The sequence below is a fragment of the Sulfuricurvum sp. genome (assembly GCF_031427015.1).
GTDB lineage: Bacteria > Campylobacterota > Campylobacteria > Campylobacterales > Sulfurimonadaceae > Sulfuricurvum.
Genome location: NZ_JASJOW010000001.1, coordinates 324,736 through 343,876 on the forward strand (window position 1 = coordinate 324,736; position 19,141 = coordinate 343,876).

Annotated in this window: 19 protein-coding genes; 14 read left to right on the forward strand and 5 right to left on the reverse strand. The window is 39.9% G+C overall.

Annotated features, from left to right (window positions below):
* Positions 1-6 precede the first annotated feature (6 nt).
* Positions 7-303 carry a c-type cytochrome gene (locus tag RMO68_RS01750; RefSeq protein ID WP_299805256.1) on the reverse strand — a complete coding sequence of 99 codons (297 nt, stop codon included), beginning with the start codon at positions 301-303 and terminating at the stop codon, positions 7-9.
* A 122-nt stretch (positions 304-425) separates the two neighbouring features.
* Here RMO68_RS01750 and rfaD point away from each other — a divergent pair, with 122 nt between their 5' ends.
* The 3 genes from rfaD to RMO68_RS01765 are packed head-to-tail and all read left to right on the forward strand — an operon-like array spanning position 426 to position 3,447.
* Positions 426-1,436, forward strand: a complete 1,011-nt coding sequence (gene rfaD, locus RMO68_RS01755) for an ADP-glyceromanno-heptose 6-epimerase (RefSeq protein WP_310438987.1) — start codon at positions 426-428, stop codon at positions 1,434-1,436.
* Positions 1,433-2,866, forward strand: coding sequence for a D-glycero-beta-D-manno-heptose-7-phosphate kinase (gene rfaE1, locus RMO68_RS01760; RefSeq protein ID WP_310438988.1), 1,434 nt, complete (start codon positions 1,433-1,435; stop codon positions 2,864-2,866). The genes rfaD and rfaE1 overlap by 4 nt, the downstream gene beginning before the upstream one ends.
* Positions 2,860-3,447, forward strand: a complete 588-nt coding sequence (locus RMO68_RS01765; protein ID WP_310438989.1) for a YfaZ family outer membrane protein — start codon at positions 2,860-2,862, stop codon at positions 3,445-3,447. Before rfaE1 ends, RMO68_RS01765 begins: the two co-directional genes overlap by 7 nt.
* Before the next feature lie 106 nt (positions 3,448-3,553).
* On the opposite strand, the gene waaF is transcribed toward RMO68_RS01765, so the two are convergent.
* A complete protein-coding gene (waaF, locus tag RMO68_RS01770) occupies positions 3,554-4,513 on the reverse strand; it encodes a lipopolysaccharide heptosyltransferase II (protein WP_310438990.1) in 960 nt (319 codons plus the stop codon).
* Positions 4,510-5,778, reverse strand: a complete 1,269-nt coding sequence (locus RMO68_RS01775) for a glycosyl hydrolase (RefSeq protein ID WP_310438991.1) — start codon at positions 5,776-5,778, stop codon at positions 4,510-4,512. Before RMO68_RS01775 ends, waaF begins: the two co-directional genes overlap by 4 nt.
* 65 nt (positions 5,779-5,843) lie before the next feature.
* Between RMO68_RS01775 and RMO68_RS01780 the strand changes: the two genes are divergently transcribed.
* The gene (locus RMO68_RS01780) at positions 5,844-6,815 is read left to right on the forward strand and encodes a glycosyltransferase family 9 protein (RefSeq protein ID WP_310438992.1); all 972 of its coding nucleotides are present in this window, start codon (positions 5,844-5,846) and stop codon (positions 6,813-6,815) included.
* Here RMO68_RS01780 and RMO68_RS01785 read toward each other — a convergent pair.
* On the reverse strand, positions 6,775-7,542 hold the full coding sequence (locus RMO68_RS01785) for a lipopolysaccharide kinase InaA family protein (protein WP_310438993.1): 768 nt from the start codon (positions 7,540-7,542) through the stop codon (positions 6,775-6,777). The two genes, RMO68_RS01780 and RMO68_RS01785, sit on opposite strands and share 41 nt — an antisense overlap.
* 70 nt (positions 7,543-7,612) lie before the next feature.
* On the opposite strand from RMO68_RS01785, the gene RMO68_RS01790 reads away from it, so the two are divergent.
* The 3 genes from RMO68_RS01790 to RMO68_RS01800 are packed head-to-tail and all read left to right on the forward strand — an operon-like array spanning position 7,613 to position 10,189.
* Positions 7,613-8,356 (forward strand): polysaccharide deacetylase family protein, encoded by a 744-nt coding sequence (locus tag RMO68_RS01790; protein ID WP_310438994.1) that lies wholly within the window; start codon positions 7,613-7,615, stop codon positions 8,354-8,356.
* Positions 8,353-9,114: a glycosyltransferase family 2 protein gene (locus RMO68_RS01795; RefSeq protein ID WP_310438995.1), complete on the forward strand. Its 762-nt coding sequence runs from the start codon at positions 8,353-8,355 to the stop codon at positions 9,112-9,114. The genes RMO68_RS01790 and RMO68_RS01795 overlap by 4 nt, the downstream gene beginning before the upstream one ends.
* Entirely contained in the window at positions 9,104-10,189 is a 1,086-nt protein-coding gene (locus RMO68_RS01800) for a glycosyltransferase family 4 protein (RefSeq protein ID WP_310438996.1), read from the forward strand. The genes RMO68_RS01795 and RMO68_RS01800 overlap by 11 nt, the downstream gene beginning before the upstream one ends.
* Here the strand turns inward: RMO68_RS01800 and RMO68_RS01805 are convergent, their stop codons facing one another.
* Positions 10,190-11,254, reverse strand: a complete 1,065-nt coding sequence (locus RMO68_RS01805) for an O-antigen ligase family protein (RefSeq protein ID WP_310438997.1) — start codon at positions 11,252-11,254, stop codon at positions 10,190-10,192.
* Between the two features lie 349 nt (positions 11,255-11,603).
* Here RMO68_RS01805 and RMO68_RS01810 point away from each other — a divergent pair, with 349 nt between their 5' ends.
* From RMO68_RS01810 to RMO68_RS01840, 7 genes are all read left to right on the forward strand, one after another.
* Entirely contained in the window at positions 11,604-12,743 is a 1,140-nt protein-coding gene (locus RMO68_RS01810) for a glycosyltransferase family 4 protein (RefSeq protein ID WP_310438998.1), read from the forward strand.
* Positions 12,744-12,831: 88 nt separating this feature from the next.
* A complete protein-coding gene (locus tag RMO68_RS01815) occupies positions 12,832-13,683 on the forward strand; it encodes a glycosyltransferase (protein WP_310438999.1) in 852 nt (283 codons plus the stop codon).
* Positions 13,680-14,552, forward strand: a complete 873-nt coding sequence (locus tag RMO68_RS01820; protein ID WP_310439000.1) for a glycosyltransferase family 2 protein — start codon at positions 13,680-13,682, stop codon at positions 14,550-14,552. The genes RMO68_RS01815 and RMO68_RS01820 overlap by 4 nt, the downstream gene beginning before the upstream one ends.
* A 47-nt stretch (positions 14,553-14,599) precedes the next feature.
* The gene (gene rfbF, locus RMO68_RS01825; RefSeq protein ID WP_310439001.1) at positions 14,600-15,373 is read left to right on the forward strand and encodes a glucose-1-phosphate cytidylyltransferase; all 774 of its coding nucleotides are present in this window, start codon (positions 14,600-14,602) and stop codon (positions 15,371-15,373) included.
* Entirely contained in the window at positions 15,358-16,470 is a 1,113-nt protein-coding gene (gene rfbG, locus RMO68_RS01830; protein WP_310439002.1) for a CDP-glucose 4,6-dehydratase, read from the forward strand. Before rfbF ends, rfbG begins: the two co-directional genes overlap by 16 nt.
* Positions 16,461-18,215 carry a thiamine pyrophosphate-binding protein gene (locus tag RMO68_RS01835; RefSeq protein WP_310439003.1) on the forward strand — a complete coding sequence of 585 codons (1,755 nt, stop codon included), beginning with the start codon at positions 16,461-16,463 and terminating at the stop codon, positions 18,213-18,215. The genes rfbG and RMO68_RS01835 overlap by 10 nt, the downstream gene beginning before the upstream one ends.
* Complete coding sequence (locus RMO68_RS01840) at positions 18,216-19,139, forward strand: NAD-dependent epimerase/dehydratase family protein (RefSeq protein WP_310439004.1); 924 nt, start codon at positions 18,216-18,218, stop codon at positions 19,137-19,139. It begins immediately after the preceding gene.
* Positions 19,140-19,141: the final 2 nt, after the last annotated feature.

Here is a 19,141-nt window from a genome sequence, read left to right on the forward strand (position 1 = left end):
TTGGAATTATTTAATTCCTGCTACGTAAGAAGCAAGAGCTTTGATATCAGCATCTGACATTGCAGCAACTTGACCTTTCATCAATGCACCCATACCCGCTTTGTTCAAAGTACCAGCTTTGTAACCTTTGAGTGAAGTTTCGATAGCACCAGCTGATTGACCTTTTACGATTGCAGATTTACCAAGAGCCGCTTTTTCAAAGCTAGCACCATGACAGGCAGCACATTTAGCTGAAAGAGCTTTTCCATCAGCAGCCATCAAAGATACACCAGCGAACAACATTGCAAGAGCAATTTTTTTCATTTGTTTTCTCCATTAAAAATTTCGTCGCTATTATATTCCTATCTATCTTAAATCACTCTAACTACTTAACCTTTAATGTAGAGTTTGTTACAATATGATACTACCTTTAAGAAGGATTAATCATGCAGTACAGTGACGTTGATTTAAACCATAAAACCATTCTGATAACGGGTGGAGCCGGTTTTATAGGTTCCAACCTCGCATTTTATTTTCAAGAGCATTATCCACACGCTAAAGTGGTGATTTTGGATCTTTTTCGCTCGAATTTGACCCTCTCCAACGGTAATTTAAAAAGTTTCGGTCATTTCAAGAATCTTCTCGGTTTTTGCGGCGAAGTGATCAGCGGTGATATCAATGATAAAAATTTACTCAACCAACTGGCACAAAATTATAAATTTGATTACATTTTTCATGAAGCGGCAATTTCAGATACGACGGCGTTAGAGCAGGATCTGATGATCCAAACCAATGTCAATGCATTTAAAGATCTTCTTGATATTGCCGTAGCTCATGGTGCTAATATGATTTATGCTTCCTCCGGCGCGACGTATGGAGATGCCGCATCGCCACAGCGTGTCGGACGCGAAGCTCCTCAGAATGTATACGGTTTCTCAAAACTGATGATGGATCATTTGGCGCGTCAATATGCTCAAAAATATGATCATATCAGTATTGTGGGATTACGCTATTTCAACGTCTACGGCCCAAGAGAATTTTTCAAAAATAAAACCTCTTCGATGGTCGTGCAGTTCGGGCATCAGCTTCTAAGCGGAAAAAACCCGAAACTTTTTGAAGGGTCAGATAAAATTTTGCGTGATTTCATCTATATCGAGGACATTATTCAGGCGAATATCCTCGCGATGCACCCCAAAGAGAACGGTGTTTTTAATGTCGGTACCGGTAAAGCGCGATCATTTCAATCGATGGTTGATATTCTCCAGAGCGAATTGGGGACATCTTTCGTATGCGAATATATTCCGAATCCTTACGTGGGACGCTATCAGTTTCATACCGAAGCGGATATCGAAAGCACGCAGGCTATTTTGGATTATGAGCCAAGATTTAGTTTCGAGCAGGGGATCGCGGCGTATGTCCCCGAAATCAAACGTCTTTTTGAGCAGGAACTATCATGAAAGTACTTCATAATTCCCACCCGCATATCCTTGTAATCGGGGATTTGATGATCGACCATTATTTGTGGGGCGGGTGTGAGCGTATCTCTCCCGAAGCTCCGGTGCAGGTTGTGGATATTGCACGTGAGACGACGGTTTTAGGCGGTGCCGGAAACGTTATCAACAATTTAATCACGTTGGGTGCGCGGGTAAGCGTTGCGGGAGTTATCGGTGATGACGAAAACGGAGCAGAGCTGCGTGCTATGCTCTCTACAATCGGGGCATCCAGTGAGGGGCTAATCAAACAACCCAATCGTAAAACATCAAAAAAAAGCCGTATTATTGCTTCGAATCAGCAAATTCTACGGTACGACAAAGAGTCGAAAGAGTCGATCGAGGTAACGAGCGAAAAAGCAATCATCGCGTACGTGACGAATGTAATCGATACGTGTGATATTGTGATCCTTTCTGATTACGGAAAAGGGGTGATTACCGATGCGGTTGCCCTCGGAGTGATAACAGTGGCAAAGAGTGCAGGGAAAAAAGTTCTAGTCGATCCGAAAGGGAAAGATTACCGTAAATACAGCGGAGCGTATCTTCTTACCCCAAACAAAAAAGAGGCATCCGAAGCGACAGGGATTGTGATAAACGATGAATCAAGTTTGAAAAAAGCCCTTTTGAGTCTCAAAGAGACGTGTGATTTAGAGTGTTCTATGATTACTCTCTCGGAAGACGGTATCGCTATCTATGATGAGAGTATGCGTCGTTTCCCGACGGTGGCGAAAGAGGTCTTTGATGTGACGGGTGCCGGAGATACGGTCATCGCATCACTCTCTTTTGCTCTTAGTTGCGGATATACCATAGATGAAGCGGCACCGTTTGCCAATCATGCTGCGGCGGTAGTTGTCGGTAAAATCGGTTCCGCTACGGTAACGCTCAGTGAGATAGAAGAATATGAATCAAGTCTGCACCAAAGCACCTCAGAGATGCATATTAAGAGTAAAGAAGAGATATATACTCTCGCGAAGCGTCTTAAAAAAGAGGGGAAAAAGGTTGTTTTTACTAACGGCTGTTTTGATATTCTTCACGTCGGTCATGTGAAATATCTCCAAGAGGCAAAAAGCTACGGAGATGTTTTGATCGTAGGGCTCAATTCGGACAGTTCGGTGAGAGAGCTGAAAGGGCCTACCCGACCTGTAAATTTAGAAGAAGATCGTGCTTATATTTTAGCTGCGCTTGAATCGGTCGATTATGTCGTATTGTTTAGTGAAGAGACACCGCACGAGTTGATTAAAAATATAGAGCCTGATATATTGGTCAAAGGGGGCGATTACGAAGGTAAAAGTGTCGTTGGAGCGGAATTTGCTAAAGAGTTGCGACTGGTGCAATTTGTGGACGGAAAAAGTACGACGGCGACAATAACACGAATTAATGAAGGAACGGCATGTTAAAAAAAATATTTTTTACCCTTTTAGTGAGTACCTCTGTATTCGCGGCACATCAAGTCGGTGTGAATGTAAATGACAGAGAAGTAGGGGGAGAGATCCGGCTTGATATGGGACGGATGGGCAATGCTATGAATAATGCTTATATCGGTGCCCGTTTTCTTAATGGGGATAACAATAACAGTAAAACAATAGTGGATCCCGATCCCTTGGTGGAGGTATCTTTTATGGTAATGCGTCCGGTTCAGGGTGTTCAGGGATTGAAGCTTGGACTTGGGATCAAGGGAGAGTATACAGAGATTGACGGAGAGCGCTATGCGGCGATTCCGTTAGGGATTGAGGCTGAATTACGATTACCGATTAATACCCCTTTCCCCTTTTATTTGAACGGAGCATTTTATTATGCACCTTCGGTATTGAGCTTTAAAGAGGGGGATGGTTATATGGAAACCAGAATCGGATTGGATGTCGAACCGATCGAAAATGCTCGTTTCGGTGTCGGATACCGCATTATCGATACCGATTTGAAAACACGCGATGTGACGTATAACGATGCGTGGTATTTTGGGATGCGATTAGATTTTTAATTGATGTTATGCACTTTCTGGGCAAAGCCCAGAAAGTGGCAGGGACAAAAGTCCCTACAACCCCCTAAAGCTACCCGTATCTTTTGGATACGGGAGAAAAATAAAGTTAAATAATTTTTCGTACCGCTTCAATCACCTCATGCGAGGTGATGCTTTTCATACATTCGTGATGCCCCAATGGGCATTCACGCTTCATACACGGGGCACATTTCATATCGTGTCTGACAATAATACTTTTTTCATTCATCCATTGCGATGTTTCCATGTGACGTGTCGGGCCGAAGATGGCGACGGTCGGAACTTGATACGCCGCGGCGATGTGCATCGGACCGCTGTCGTTAGTGATGAAAATATTTAGTCCGCCGATAAAACTGCATAACTCCTGTACCGATGTTTTTCCGGCTAGATTGGTGATGTTTATTCCGTTTAATCGAGCTTCAATATCTTTCGCCATTCCAATTTCGTTGGGACCGCCGAAGAGGATGATGTCATATCGATCGGCATAAGCGCGAGCAACTTCGGCAAATTTTTCAGGATACCACCGTTTGGCACTTCCGTACGTTGCCCCCGGGTTGATACCGAGTGTTGGACGGGAATATCGATGAGACGGAATATAAAGTTTTAGATGTTCAATAAGAAGAGGGTTCGGGCTGAGACTTTGGGCAATATCCCGATACTGTTCTACCAAATGGGAGGGATGGGCGGGTTTGATGCTTCGTGTCAGTAAAAACAACGAATGCCAACTGCGACGCCCTGCCGTGATAGGAGTACCGCTCCAGAAAAGCAAAAGAGATGAATGGAGTTGATTACGGAACGTGATAGCCATATCATGTGCACCTAGCTCCTGAGCAAATCGATAGGTATTGATAAATCGATTTCCCCCTTTTTTCGTCTCATCGATGTAATGACGAATACAGTTTGGATGGTGTTTAAAAGCCTCAATGCTTACATACGAACCTACAAGCGTGAGTTTTGCATCGGGATAGACTTTACAAAGTGCTTCGAGTGCGGGTGTAGCCATGATAGCATCCCCGAGCCAGTTGGGAAGGATGATTAGAATTTTCATAGAGTCTCCAACGAAGTGGTGTAATAAAGCGGTGCGGGGCTAAGGTGGAGAATATCGGTTTGTTCGTGTACTCCATCGCGGTAGATTACTTCAACGGGTTCGGTTAGGGAAATTTCGAGAGTTCCCGATTCGAGCCATTCAATATGCAAAAGAGCTTTCGGTGTTTGCATGAGCATCGTATGGCGACCCCGTTTCATACCGTATCCCACTAATGATGCTTCTCTCAACTGTTCCACCATTGTTTTGTAAGCACTGAAAGCGTTACGCTTACGAATTACCCCCTCGCGGTTATCGATCAAGCCGTATCCCGGAGCAATGAGTTGATGCCAATAGACGCACGAAGCGTGTTGCGAGGCAAACGCAAGGAGGTGATAGCGTACGAGATAATTAGCATAATCCTCTTCGCTAACGCATTCTGTCTCACTGGTGGGAGCGTAGGGTGCGGTATTTTTGATCGGCCAGTTGGTTTCGGTGATAATAATCTCACCGTTACTCTTGGGAGACATTTGCGCGAGTGAGGCGAGAAGACGGATTTTTTCGACGAGGTTGAACCCCATTTGAAAGTTTTCGGGTGCACCGCGGCGATCGACATAGAGGAGACTCCCTATTGCATCGTAACGAATTTTTTTAAAATTAAAGAGGGTATGGGCACTAAAGTGATATTCGAAGTCGATGACATTCGAACCGATCAGTTTGAGTTTTGGAAATCGTGTTTGTTTCAGATGATACGCGATGGCATAAAAATCTAGGTACTCATTAACGCTAAAAAATCCCCATTTTGAACGATTGATCGTAGAACCGATGATGTAGGTATGACAGATTCCCTTAAGGGCTTCAAAAATCTGAATAAAATGATCCCGACTCATATCGGTACTTGTGATATGTTCACGATCTTGGAGTAGGGCGACGGTAATGTGTTTATTTTCGAAACTTCGAATAAATGTTACATACTCAGGCAGACGGTTCATCTCCCATAATGGAATACGGATAAGGATATTGTGAATACCGAGTTCCTCTAGCAGATAAGGGGCAAGATGGGGCTCTTTGTCCAAATTGACCCCCATTCCGAAAAAATGCTCTCCTGTAACGGTACGTCGTTTTAAAAAAGGGATGGCGAATACCGCTATCGGTAAAGTGACTACGGCGATTAAAAAGGTTTTGATAAGTGAGAATAAGGCTGAACGACGCATTGAGCGTTTAAGGGTTTTATCTTTGATGATAGCGGGCTGATCTGAATAGTGATCCCAGGCAAATGGTTGTTTCATAAGGAGATTGTACCTTTTTCTTACCTTCAATCGGGTAAAATAGAGCAATAATAAAAGGGGATACGATGAATATTTTGGTCGTGCGTAACGATAAATTGGGTGATTTTATTACGGCATTACCGAGTTTTTATGTACTTAAACACCATAATCCCTCTAATCGTATTATTGCTCTTGTTGCCCCCCTAAACCGAAAACTGGCAGAATCGTGTGATTTTATCGATGAGGTGATCGTTGATAGTAGTGAGGATATTTTAGGGCTTGCTTTTAAAATAAAAGAGGCCAGAATCGATGCTTCCATCACACTCTTCTCGAATACTCGCGTGGCATTAGCACAGTGGATTGCCCGCATCCCGCTCCGTATTGCTCCCGCGACTAAAATAGCCCAAATCTTCTATAATCGCCGGGTTAAGCAGCGTCGTAGTGAAGTGAAGATGGCGGAGTTTGAGTACAATCTTCAACTCACCAAAGCGTTATTTCCCGATATCAATCTCGATTTTCCAAAACCGCTGTTACAGTTTCAAGGGACGGATGAAGTCTACACTGCATTTTGTGCCGAATATGGAGTTAGTAAAACTATAATTGCCTTTCATCCCGGCTTCGGCGGTTCCTCCGATGCTAATTGGACGTTAAAGGAATACATTGAATTGGTACGACTTGCTGAAGTGAATACGCGAGTGGATGTGGTGATGACCTTTGGCCCCGATGAGGAGAACCTCTACGAAGAGGCGAAAGAGCTGTTGAATGATAGCAGAGTGATTTTGTACCGTTCACGCGGGAGTGTCGTCGATTTTGCTAAACTTTTGAGCCATTTTAAACTGTTTGTTAGTACCTCGACGGGGACGTATCATTTAGCAAGTGCGGTAGGATGTGAGACGTTCACCTTCTTTGCCGATACCCTTTTTGCATCAGCGGCGCGTTGGAAAAGCATCGGAGAGAAACAGAGCCATTTTATGATCCCCTTAGAGAGTGCAGGGAGGGCGGAGATGTTTGAGAAGGTCAAGCAAGAGTTGAGAAATCACCTTTTAAAACTCGCTTGAGCCTCTTTTTAGCGTTTTTGACCCGTTTGTTGGCATCGTTGTGACGTTTCATTTCATGAATCGTGAGTGCTTCATCTAATCCGCTGAGCCTTGCGTACTCACGTCCCATAATCTCCAACTCTTCATCGGATGCCCATAGTTTGTTGAAATTTTCACATCCATCAAGCGGACAGATATTTTTAAACTCCATGCGGTTAATATCGACAATAGAGAATTGATAGCCATTCTCGGTTCGTTTAATCAAAATATTGCCGGGGGAGTAATCCAAATGCCATACACCCGCTTGATGCAAACCATAGGTGTAGGCGGCAAAGGCATTAAAGATGGCTTCCCGATCTTCGAGAGGTTCGAGCAGAGGTGTACGGATCGTAAAATCGTAGTCGAAAAATTCGCTGATAAAATAGCTCTCCGCCAACAGTCCCGATTCAAAAAATTCGATGAGGGCAATCGGCTGAGGGGTTGAAATGCCGAATTCTTGTAAACGGAGTGAATTGTGATACGATTTGTATGCTTTGCTGCTACGAAAAAAAGTATAAATGATACGATTGAGAAAATGGGGAATTTTGAACGATTTTACGACCGTTTTTATTCCATCAAGTTCAATAATTTTTAACTCATTACGGGCTTTATGGATGCTGTGATTGTCTCTTATAAAAATGGATTGGATATGCTCAAACGTCTCTTTTAAGTAGGCATATTGGGGTTGAAAATCACATTTGAACTGCATAATGACCTTTGAGTAAGTGAGGGTATGGTATGATACTTTATTATTCCTGAAACACTTCAAGAGGATGTGAATGTTTAGTGTCATCATGTACCATCATATCAACAGTGATGATCTCCCTCTCTCTAATAGCGACACAATGATGGACGCACATTTAGCCTATATTTCCGACCATTTTACGACACTGTTTCCCGGAGATCCAATCACTCCGGGTTCAATCTGCTTAACGTTCGATGATGCCTACTACGATTTTTACCATTACGTTTTTCCGCTGCTTAAAAAATACAATCTTAAAGCCATTCTCGCGGTTCCCTCCGCCTATATTTTAGAGGATACAGAGATCGCACCTGAGCAGAGATTGTCACTTAAACATCATGAGATTTATGATGGGGATAACTATAAAACGTATGCCCCGTTTTGTACCTATACCGAACTGCGTGAGATGATTCAAAGCACACATGTCGTGATTGCTTCTCACTCGATGCACCATGTAAATCTGAGTGAAGATAGTGTAGATTTAGAGCAGGAAATTTTCGGCTCTAAAGTTGTTCTTGAGGAAAAACTCGGTTATCGGATTGAATCTTTTGTTTTACCGTATGGAAAATACAATAATGCGGCAGTGGCATTGGCACGTGAACACTACTCTTATGTATTTCGAATCGGAAATGCCCTAAATCCTTCGTGGGAAGGGATCGGCGGTTTGATTTACCGAGTTAAAGGGGATGGACTTAAAACAGCTGATGAACTCTTTAACCCCTTTAAACAGATGGGATATTGGTTTAAGACAATGATTAAAATGCTCAAAGGATCACGATGAACGTATCGGCGGTAATGATTGTCAAAAACGGAGCCCGAACGATCCGTCGTTCGCTGGAGAGCCTTAGTGAATTTGATGATGTCATTGTCTACGATAACGGTTCTAGCGATGGGACACAAGCGATAGCGGCCGAATTTCCGAATGTCCGTCTGATCGAAGGGGAATTTGACGGATTCGGCACAACAAAAAACCGTGCCGCTTCCTATGCACTCCATGATTGGGTACTTATTATCGACAGTGATGAAGTCGTCGATGCAGAGTTATTACTAGCCCTTCAATCAGAGTCTCTTGATCCAAAAGCTATTTATATCGTCAATTTTCTCGCCTATTATAAAGAGATTCCGATTCGCTACTGTGGATGGAATAACCAAAAGATTCGCCGTTTATATAACAAGAGCGTAACCCGTTTTAACGATAATTTTGTGCATGAAAATATCATCGACGATGGGATGAAAAAACTCCCTATAGCGGGGAATATGAAACACTACAGTTATATGAGCATTTCTGATTTTATTGTTAAACTTGATCGCTATTCGACCCTTTTTGCGACCGATAACGTCGGTAAGAAATCATCTTCTCCCGCGAAAGCTTTTTTTAACGGTCTCTACTCTTTTTTCCGTACGTATATTCTCAAGCGAGGATTTTTGGACGGGTATGCAGGACTCATCATCGCATTTTCCCATATGGCGACGAACTTTTACAAATATATTAAACTTTACGAGATGAATCTGGAACAAAAGAGCAAACGTGGCAACTAAAATATGTGAATTATGTCTTTCTCCCGATTTGGGAGGATTGGAACTGTATATGATGCGTGCTTCGCATTATCTTGGTGATCAATGCATTAGTGTAATTAATGAAAAAGGGAAGCTGAAAAGCTATTACGAAGGCACCTTGCATCGTTATTACACCCTAAAGCGACGTAATGTACTCCTTTCATGGCTGAGTGCCGGAGCCCTTGCTAAAATTATAGATAATGAAGCAATCGATGTACTCCACGTGCATTGGACTAAAGATTTGCCGCTTGCCGTTAGTGCAAAACTTCTCTCTCGACGAAGACCGAAAGTGGTACAGTCTCGCCATATGACGATGACCCGTTTCAAAGATGATTTTTACCATCGATTTTTATATAAGAACATCGATGGGATACTTGCCGTAACCGATCAAGTAAAAAATCAAATTGAGAAATTCATCCCTTCCGATATCCGCCCTAAAACACAAGTTCTCTACATCGGCGCGGAACAACCGACATTAATTTCTCAACAAGTGAGGAAAGAACGTCGTGAACAACTTGGACTGAATGATTCTTTTTGTGTCGGGATTGTAGGGAGAATAGAACTCCCAAAAGGGCAGCATATCGTTCTTGAAGCAGTAAAATCACTCAATGTCATGGGCATAGATGCGAAAACACTGGTTGTCGGACATGCGATGGATGAGGGGTATTTACGACATCTTCAAAATGAGTATTCCGAGAGTGCTGTTTTTACCGGATTTACTAACGAAGCGCAAACCATGATGCAGTTATGTGATGTGTTGGTGTTGGCAACCGAGAATGAGACGTTCGGATTGGTTCTAATTGAAGCGATGATGTGCGGGGTGTGTGTCGTCGCAAGTCGCAGCGGTGGGCCGCTTGAAATTATTGATGATGAACTCAACGGATTACTCTTTAAAACGTTTGATGCCCTTGATTTAGCCAAAAAATTGACATTACTCTACCAAAATAGCGATATGCGACACAGATTTGCAGAAGCGGGAAGAGTAAAAGCTCTGGAGAAATTTGAGAGTGAAAAACAATTTGAAGTATTAAAAGATAAATTGGTAGTAGAAATCTAATTAAATAGATTTGTTTTGCATTATTATTTTTCGTTCTTCAAAAGTCATTAGCGAGAGGGCTGATAAAAATAGAAATATTCTTGCGATAAAGTCACTGTTAAAAATATTAGTGGCAGTTGATAGAATAAAAATAGTTGCTACCAATACAATCTGTAAATTTTTTCGGTCTCTATCCGGTTGTTTATACGTTAGCAATTGATAAAAAATATTCAGAAAAACCAGCAAGCCAATGATCCCAAACTGCGTAATATCATCCAAAAGTTCACTGTGTAATGAAGCATTGACTCCGTTTCGGATATTAAAAAATAAATTATCGATATTGGCTGGGCTCGGATCTTGATCAAGAATGATTTGTTTGATTTCCGGGATATGATCACCGGCACCTACACCGAATAAAAAGTTGTTTTTTATTATCTCAATACTGTAATAATAATACCCTGCGCGTGTTCCTGCCGAGGTAGAAAAATCATTATTTGATAGTAAGATTGTATCATGATATAACGCGGTAGTTCTTTGCTTGAAGAGATCACTGACGCTATAAGCAAGGGTATACCCAAAGGTGATTAACAGTGTTCCGGCGATTAAAATCTTTACAAACTGTTTTTTATACATAAAAATCAAAACGGATAAAATAGCTACTGCGTATAAAAGATAGCCGATTCTTGATGCGACAATAAAAATATTGAGTGAAGCTGTAAAAAAGAAAAAGAGATAGAAACTTTTTTGGTAAATCGTGAGTGTATATTTGGACAATAAGTTATAAAAGATAACTCCTAAAGCAATCGATAGTGCCGTTGCATAATCGGTATACGATTCCATAAAAGGGACGCTCCCCATCCCCTCTGTGAGTTTTACTATAGGTATTTTGAGTTGAAAACTCATTGCATACGATAGGAGTTCACTCATAAACATTCCCAGCATAAATCCGGTTAAAATTTTTCCGATGAACTCTTTTTGAACGGTCATAGCAATAATGATTATTCCAAAAATGAATTTGTAGTCATGTAATCTAAAGAGTGCCATATCAGTATTTTCACTGCCTACCATCCATATCAGATAGAGCAAATAAAAAAGAATAAAAGATTGTATGACTTTATCTTTTATAATTGAGAGAAAGCGCTCTTTTATTTGGGATGTGAAAAGTAAGAGAAGGGAGATTATTATTAATATAGATCCGGAAGTTTTATTCGATATCGGAGCAAAAAAAGCGTATAGAATTAAAAAGTAGTTTGCTATAACTATTAAATTTTGTTTTTTATTTGGAAAGGAAAAGAGGTAAGCCATTTAGGATTCACAGTCTTTATAATTTAATTTTAGTACTATTAGTTCTTTAGTAATTATACTGTATATTATTATCTATTAAATTTGTTAAATTGGAAACTATGAGTAAATACGGTCAATATTGGAAGATTAAATGAAGCATTTTGTCACCTTATTTGAGAAAACTGAAAATTTTCATTTGATCAAAGATGTCGGTCAAATCCCCTATTTAATGCATCATTATTTCGGATACGATTCCATGATCGTGACCTATAAAAACAGTGATAGCTACTCTTATCTGGAAGATGAAGTAAAAGGGCTAAAATTAAAATTTATTCCGAAAATAAAGCTAGAACGGTATTCCCTTTCGGCATTGATATTTCTTTTTTTTAATGCAAAAAAAATTGATATTTTGCATCTTTTTCATCATCGTGAAAAAACATATCTTAATTTTTTGATGTATAAATGGCGTAATCCAAACGGCATTGCCTTTTTAAAATCCGATATGGGATTTGACAGTTTGCAAAAGCACAATGGATTAGTCCCAAAAAAACGGCCGAAATATAGAGTGAGGCAGTGGTTATTTGATAGAGTTTTCCCGAAGTTAGATATTGTCTCGATTGAAACAGAAGATGCGTATAACTATTTATGTACCCGATATCCTGAATATGCTAAAAAATTCTTTTTTATGCCCAATGGTATTAACTTTGATCGAATGTATTCGTTGGCCCCGCTACGTAAATTTGAAGAGAAAGAGAACATTATTTTAACGGTAGGGAGAATCGGTGCTCCGGAAAAGAATAATGAGATGTTTTTATCAGTTATTGAAAAATTGGATCTACATGATTGGAAGGTTATTATCGTCGGGCCTATTGAAAAACACTTTGAATCGATTATTGAAATGTTTTATCAAAAGAATCCGCACCTTAAAGAAAAAGTTGTGTTTACCGGAGCTATTTATGATCGAAAAACATTATTTGAATGGTATGCGCGAAGTAAAATATTTTGTTTTACCTCAATTGAAGAGAGTTTCGGATTTGTACTCATTGAGGCGATGACGTATGCGGATTATGTAATCACGACATCGATTTCAAGCGCGAGTGAAATTACAAATTTTCAGCAAGCCGGAATGATTGTGAAAGATGAAAAAACATTAACCCATAATCTTAACGCGTTAATGCAGGATGCGGGACAATTGCAAAAAGTAGGAGAGATTGCAGCAAAAAGGGCAACAGAATCTTATTCTTGGGCAACGATACTTCAATCATTACACAATTTGATTACAAAATTTTAGGGTCATATTTTTTTATGAATGGGGATAAAGGAATCGTTTTTATCAGCAAAAATTGTATAAGATATCACTTCGTATCTTAGGAGTCTAAATGCCTTATCGTTCATCAGCTATCATTATTTCAGTTTATAAAGATACCGAAGCACTTGGTTTGATTTTAGACTCTCTTTTGAATCAAACTTTAGCTCCTGATCAAATCATTATCTCAGAAGACGGCGATTCGGAAGAGATGAGACAATTTATTAAAACTCAGATCAGCCGTTTCCCGAATCTTCTTCATTTGACACAGCCCGATAGCGGATGGAGAAAAAATAGGGCGCTTAATCGTGCTATTGCTGCGAGTGAAGCGGAATATCTTATTTTCATAGACGGTGACTGTATCCCTTATCCTGAATTTATTGAGGAGCATTTAAAATTAGAAGAGCCTAATCATGCTTTATGCGGTCGCCGATCGGAACCGGGTCAGTATTTCAGTACGTTACTTCGAACGAAAAAAATCTCTTTAAAACGGTATGAATCGGCCTATTTACTTAACTTTTTTGCCCTTAAACGTGATCGTGTTAAACATTATGAAGAGGGAATTTACTTCGGATCCCATCATCCGCTGTTTCACTTTATTCATAGTATTTCACGAAAAAACAGTCACATTGTCGGATGCAATTTCTCTTGTCATAAAAGCGATATGGTACGTATCAACGGATTTGATGAGGATTTTACAATGCCGACGACCGGTGAGGATAGTGATATTGAACGTCGTATGCGTCTTTTGAATATTCAGATGAAATCATGCCGTAATGCTGCCAATATGGTTCATCTGGATCATCCGAAAAATTTTAACCCTGAGATTTCGGCTCAAACAACAGCACTTATGGCAAGCAAAGACGATACTCCTTATTGTTTGAACGGGTTAGATCAACATATGAAATCAGGACACGCTAAGTGAATACGCAACACCCTAAAGTCAGTATTGTGATGTCGAGCTACAATCATGCTACATATATCACGGAAGCCATCGAAAGTGCAGTGCATCAAACCTATGAGAATATCGAGTTGATCGTTATTGATGACGGTTCAACTGATCATTCGGCACATATTCTCAAAGAGCTGCAAAAAAAGTATGGGTTTTATTTGGAACTTCGTATTAATCACGGTCTTGTTGCGACTTTAAATTATGCATTGAAAAATCTCATCAAAGGTAAATACGTCTGCATCCTTGATTCAGATGATTATTGGGCATTAGATAAAGTAGAAAAACAAGTTGCGAAGATGGAGAGTAATCCGCATAGCGGTCTTTGTCATACCCCTGTCTATTTTATCGATAAAAATAGTCAAGTCACTTCTGATTACAATCAGCCTACGAAAAAAGAGGGAGATATTTTCGAAGAACTCCTGATGGGAAAAACGAACATTGCTGACGGCGGAGTGATGGTACCTGCTACTGTTTATGAAGAGGTTGGATATTACGACGAATCAATTCCATTAGAAGATTATCAGCTTTGGTTTAAAATCCTTGCCAAATACCCTGCTTGCTATATTGATGAGCATTTAGCCTATTACAGAGTGCATGACTCCAATACAAGCAATGATGAGCAAAAAATGTTGGGATGGGAAGAGATGGTAATAGCCCAATGGAAAGAGCATCCTTCATTTGAAAAGGCAAAGCCTGAAATTTATTTGCGTTGGTTTTCTAAATACGCAAAGTACGATAAAATCAAAGCTATCAAATATCTTTTTGAGATTATGGGGTATAGACAGATTTACACGCATAAGAATTTTTATAAAGGGTTAAAGCGTCTCTTTTTTTATTTCTAAGAAATTATTTTGACGTTTATTACAATATTATACTTCAAGGAGAGCACATGAAAGTCGTTCTATTGGCAGGCGGTTACGGAACCCGTATTTCAGAAGAGACGGATATTAAGCCCAAACCGATGGTAGAAATTGGGGGGAAACCGATTCTTTGGCATATTATGAAAATGTATTCATCTCACGGGTTTAATGATTTTGTTATTTTACTCGGTTATAAAAGTTACTATATTAAAGAGTATTTTGCCAACTATTTTTTGCATCAAAGTGACGTTACCATTGATCTGCAAACCAATAAAATGGAAGTACATAGTAATGCGAGTGAACCATGGAAAGTAACCCTTGTTGAAACAGGTTTGGATACGATGACCGGCGGGCGGATAAAAAGAGCGGAAAAATATATTGGAAATGAGCCGTTTTTACTTACCTACGGTGACGGAGTCGCTGATATTAATATTACTGAAACGGTGGCATTTCATAAAGCACACGGCAAAGCGTTGACCATGAGCGCTATTCAACCAGAAGCACGTTTCGGTAACTTGGATATTCAAGAAAATATGAGTGTTACAAGCTTCATCGAGAAACCAAAAACCGAAGGAGGATGGATCAATGGAGGTTTTTTTGTTTGTGAACCTGAAGTCCTCAACTATTTAAGTGCAGATGAATCATGTATTTTTGAGCAAGCTCCACTTCAAAATTTAGCGAAGGATGGTAAGTTGGTTGCTTTTAAACATCATGGTTTTTGGCAATGTATGGACACGTTACGCGATAATCAAAAATTAAATCAGATGTGGCATGATGATAAAGCTAAATGGAAAAACTGGTAATGCAAAATCTTTTCGGCGGCATTTATAAGGGAAAAACTGTCTTAATAACGGGACATACCGGGTTCAAAGGGTCATGGCTGGCATTATGGTTAAACCAAATGGGGGCTAATGTCATTGGGTATTCATTGGAAGCACCGACAGAACCGAATCACATCACTCTTTTGAATCTAGATATTATTTCGATTATAGGAGATATTCGAGATTTAGGACTTTTGAATAAGACATTTGCAGTTCATAAGCCGGATATTGTCTTTCATCTCGCCGCTCAACCGCTTGTGCGTCTCTCTTATGAAAATCCGATAGAAACCTATGAAACGAATGTTATAGGAACGCTCAAAGTATTTGAAGCATGTAGAACCAACGGTGTACAAGCGATAGTCAATATTACGAGTGATAAAGCGTATGAAAACCGTGAGTGGGTATGGGGATACCGTGAAAACGATCCAATGGGGGGGTATGATCCCTACAGCTCTTCAAAAGGATGTGCCGATATCCTTGCATCTTCTTATCGAAGCTCTTATTTTAATCCCGAAGAGTATAAAAAAACGCATAATACTCTCTTGGCATCGTGTCGTGCCGGAAACGTTATCGGTGGCGGTGATTGGGCAAAAGACCGTCTTATAACGGATATTATGCTCTCTGTTTCACAAGGAAAAAAAGTGAGTATCCGAAACCCGTATGCTACTCGTCCGTGGCAACATGTCCTTGAACCTCTTAGCGGCTATCTCGAAATTGGAAAAAAGCTTTTAGAAGAGAAAGCAGCATTTGGTGAAGCATGGAATTTTGGTCCTAGCGATGAGGGAAGTATTACTGTTGAAGAGGTTGTTAAGCATGTCAAAAAACATTGGGAGACAATTGATTATGAAATTACTCGTGATCCGAATCAACCTCATGAAGCGAATTTATTGAAATTGGATTGTTCAAAAGCCCATATTTATCTTCACTGGAAAGATGTGTGGGAGAGTGAAACAACTTTCGAAAAAACGGTGCTTTGGTACAAGCATTTTTATGAAGAGGGAGTCATTGATACCCTTAATAATTTAAATCAATATATTGCTGATGCAAAAAAGAAGAATATAGAATGGGCATGTCAATGAAAGCGTCCGATTATATCGTTCAATTTCTAGTTGAACAAAAAATTGATAAAGTTTTTGGATACATTGGGGGAGCAGTCGCTCATTTTTATGATTCACTGGATAAAAATGAGCAGATTGAAATTGTTAATACTATACATGAGCAGGGCGCAGGTTTTGCGGCAGAAGGGTATGCCAGAGTAACCGGAAAAACAGGAGTTGCAACCGCAACCAGCGGGCCGGGAGCTACGAATTTGATCACACCGATCGGAAGCTGTTTTTTTGATTCGGTTCCTACACTTTTTATTACGGGGCAAGTGAATACCTATGAATATAAGTACAATCAGCCGGTTAGACAAATAGGATTTCAGGAAACCGATATTGTCAGTATTATTAAACCTATTACCAAATATGCTGTTATGGTGGATGATATAGCAAATCTCAAATATGAATTGGAAAAAGGGTATTTTCTCTCTCAAGAGGGGAGAAAAGGGCCGGTACTGATCGATATCCCGATGAATATTCAGCGCACAGACTTTGATCCCGCGCAACAAGCTTCTTTTTTTCAAAGTGAAGAGTATAAAAACTATCATTTGGCTGCTGATTGTACTAAGAGTATAGTCGAAGCGATTGACATGATTAAGCAGGCAAAAAGGCCGATTATCCTTATCGGTGGAGGAGCGCGTATCTCCGGTGCAGGCGAAGCACTGAGTAAATTACTCGATTCTACACGCTTTCCTCTTGTTTACTCACTTATGGGGAAAGACCTAATTAAAGATAATTACCAATATAATTTTGGACTTATCGGCTCCTACGGTAACCGATACGGGAATATGGCTTTGGCAAATGCCGATCTAATTCTTGTACTAGGATCACGGTTGGATACAAGACAAACGGGAACAGACCTAAAAACGTTTGCAAGAGAAGCAAGAATTATTCAAGTTGATATTGATTTGAATGAACTGGGTTCAAAAATTAAAGCGGATATTTTAATCCACTCGGATATAAAAGAATTTTTGGAAGAGCTTAACAAAAGTAATTTTTCCAATACCATTACACCGTGGCAAGAAAAGCTTCTTTCGTATAAAGAGAAATATTCCTCAACGGTTGGGATTGATCAAAAAGAGAAAGTTCCGAATCAAATTATCCATAAAATTTCGCAGCATCTTAATGCGTATGATGCAGTCTGCGTCGATGTCGGGCAGCATCAGATGTGGGTTGCCCAATCGTTAGAGACAAAAGATTATCAACGTGTACTTTTCTCCGGTGGAATGGGAGCCATGGGATGTGCATTGCCGATGGCAATCGGCTCAGCCCTCGGAAATGGAAAGCGCTCTATCGTTATTGTCGGGGATGGCGGATTTCAGATGAATATCCAAGAACTTGAAATTATAAAAAGACGCCATCTCCCTATTAAAATATTCATTATGAACAATACAAATTTGGGGATGGTAAGACAATTCCAAGAGCTCTATTTTGATGAAAATTACATCGGTACCAAGAAAGATTACAGTGTCCCTCATTTTGAGAATATCGGTAAAGCATACGGTATAGCAAGTAATACAGTTTCAAATAAAGAAGAGATATACAAAAAGATTGAAGAGATGCTTGCCGATGATGAACCTGCCATTTTGGACATTAGATTGCTTGAATCAATGACGACCGTTGAGCCGAAGCTTATCGTCAATAAGCCGATTGAGGATATGTATCCATTTTTAGATCGGGATGAATTTACACAACAGATGATTATTAAGCCGTTGGATGAGTAAGTGAAAATTCTTATTATCGGCGCCAATGGATTTATAGGTAAACATTTGCATGAATATTGGATCAAAAACAGTTCTTATGAGCTTTTGATACCAAATAGTAAAATACTGAATATTGCGGATGAATCCTCGGTTGATAGTTACATTGATACGATGAAACCGGATGTAATTATCAATTGTGCCAATCGCGGCGGCGGACGGGACAGTGGAAATGAAAATATTGTTCATGAAAACTTACGGATGTTTTTCAACATCGTCAAACACTCCAATAAAGTGTCAAAAATTATCCATTTCGGCAGCGGTGCGGAATACAGCAAACACAAACCTATCGTTGATAGCAAAGAAGAGGATGCAGACACTGCAATGCCTCTGGATGAATACGGATTTTACAAATCGGTGTGTTCGAAATTCATCGAGAAAAGTGACAATAATCTAAATTTGAGAATTTTCGGATGTTATGGAGAATATGAGAACTATGAGTTCAAATTTATCTCAAACGCTATTGTCAAAAATCTTTTGCATCTGCCGATCACGATCAATAAAAATGTTTTTTTTGACTACCTTTATATCAATGATTTAGTGAAAATAGTCGATTATTTTTTACAGAATGATACAAAATACAAAATATACAACGTGACGAGTGGAAAAAAAATCGATCTGATTTCATTGGCGGGGTTGATCAATGAAACGGCTGATTTTATCTCTGAAATAAAAGTCATTAATGCGGGGTTAAATCATGAATATACTTCAGATAATACGCGACTGATTGATGAAATAGGCGAGTTTGCTTTCACTTCACATCGCGAAGCGATTATTCAGATGCGAAGCTATTATGCTTCCATTTTAGATACCATTGATAAAGAGAAGATTGAAGCAGACCCTTATCTGCAGCTGTGTACTACATTTTGGAACAAAAACGAGGAGTAACA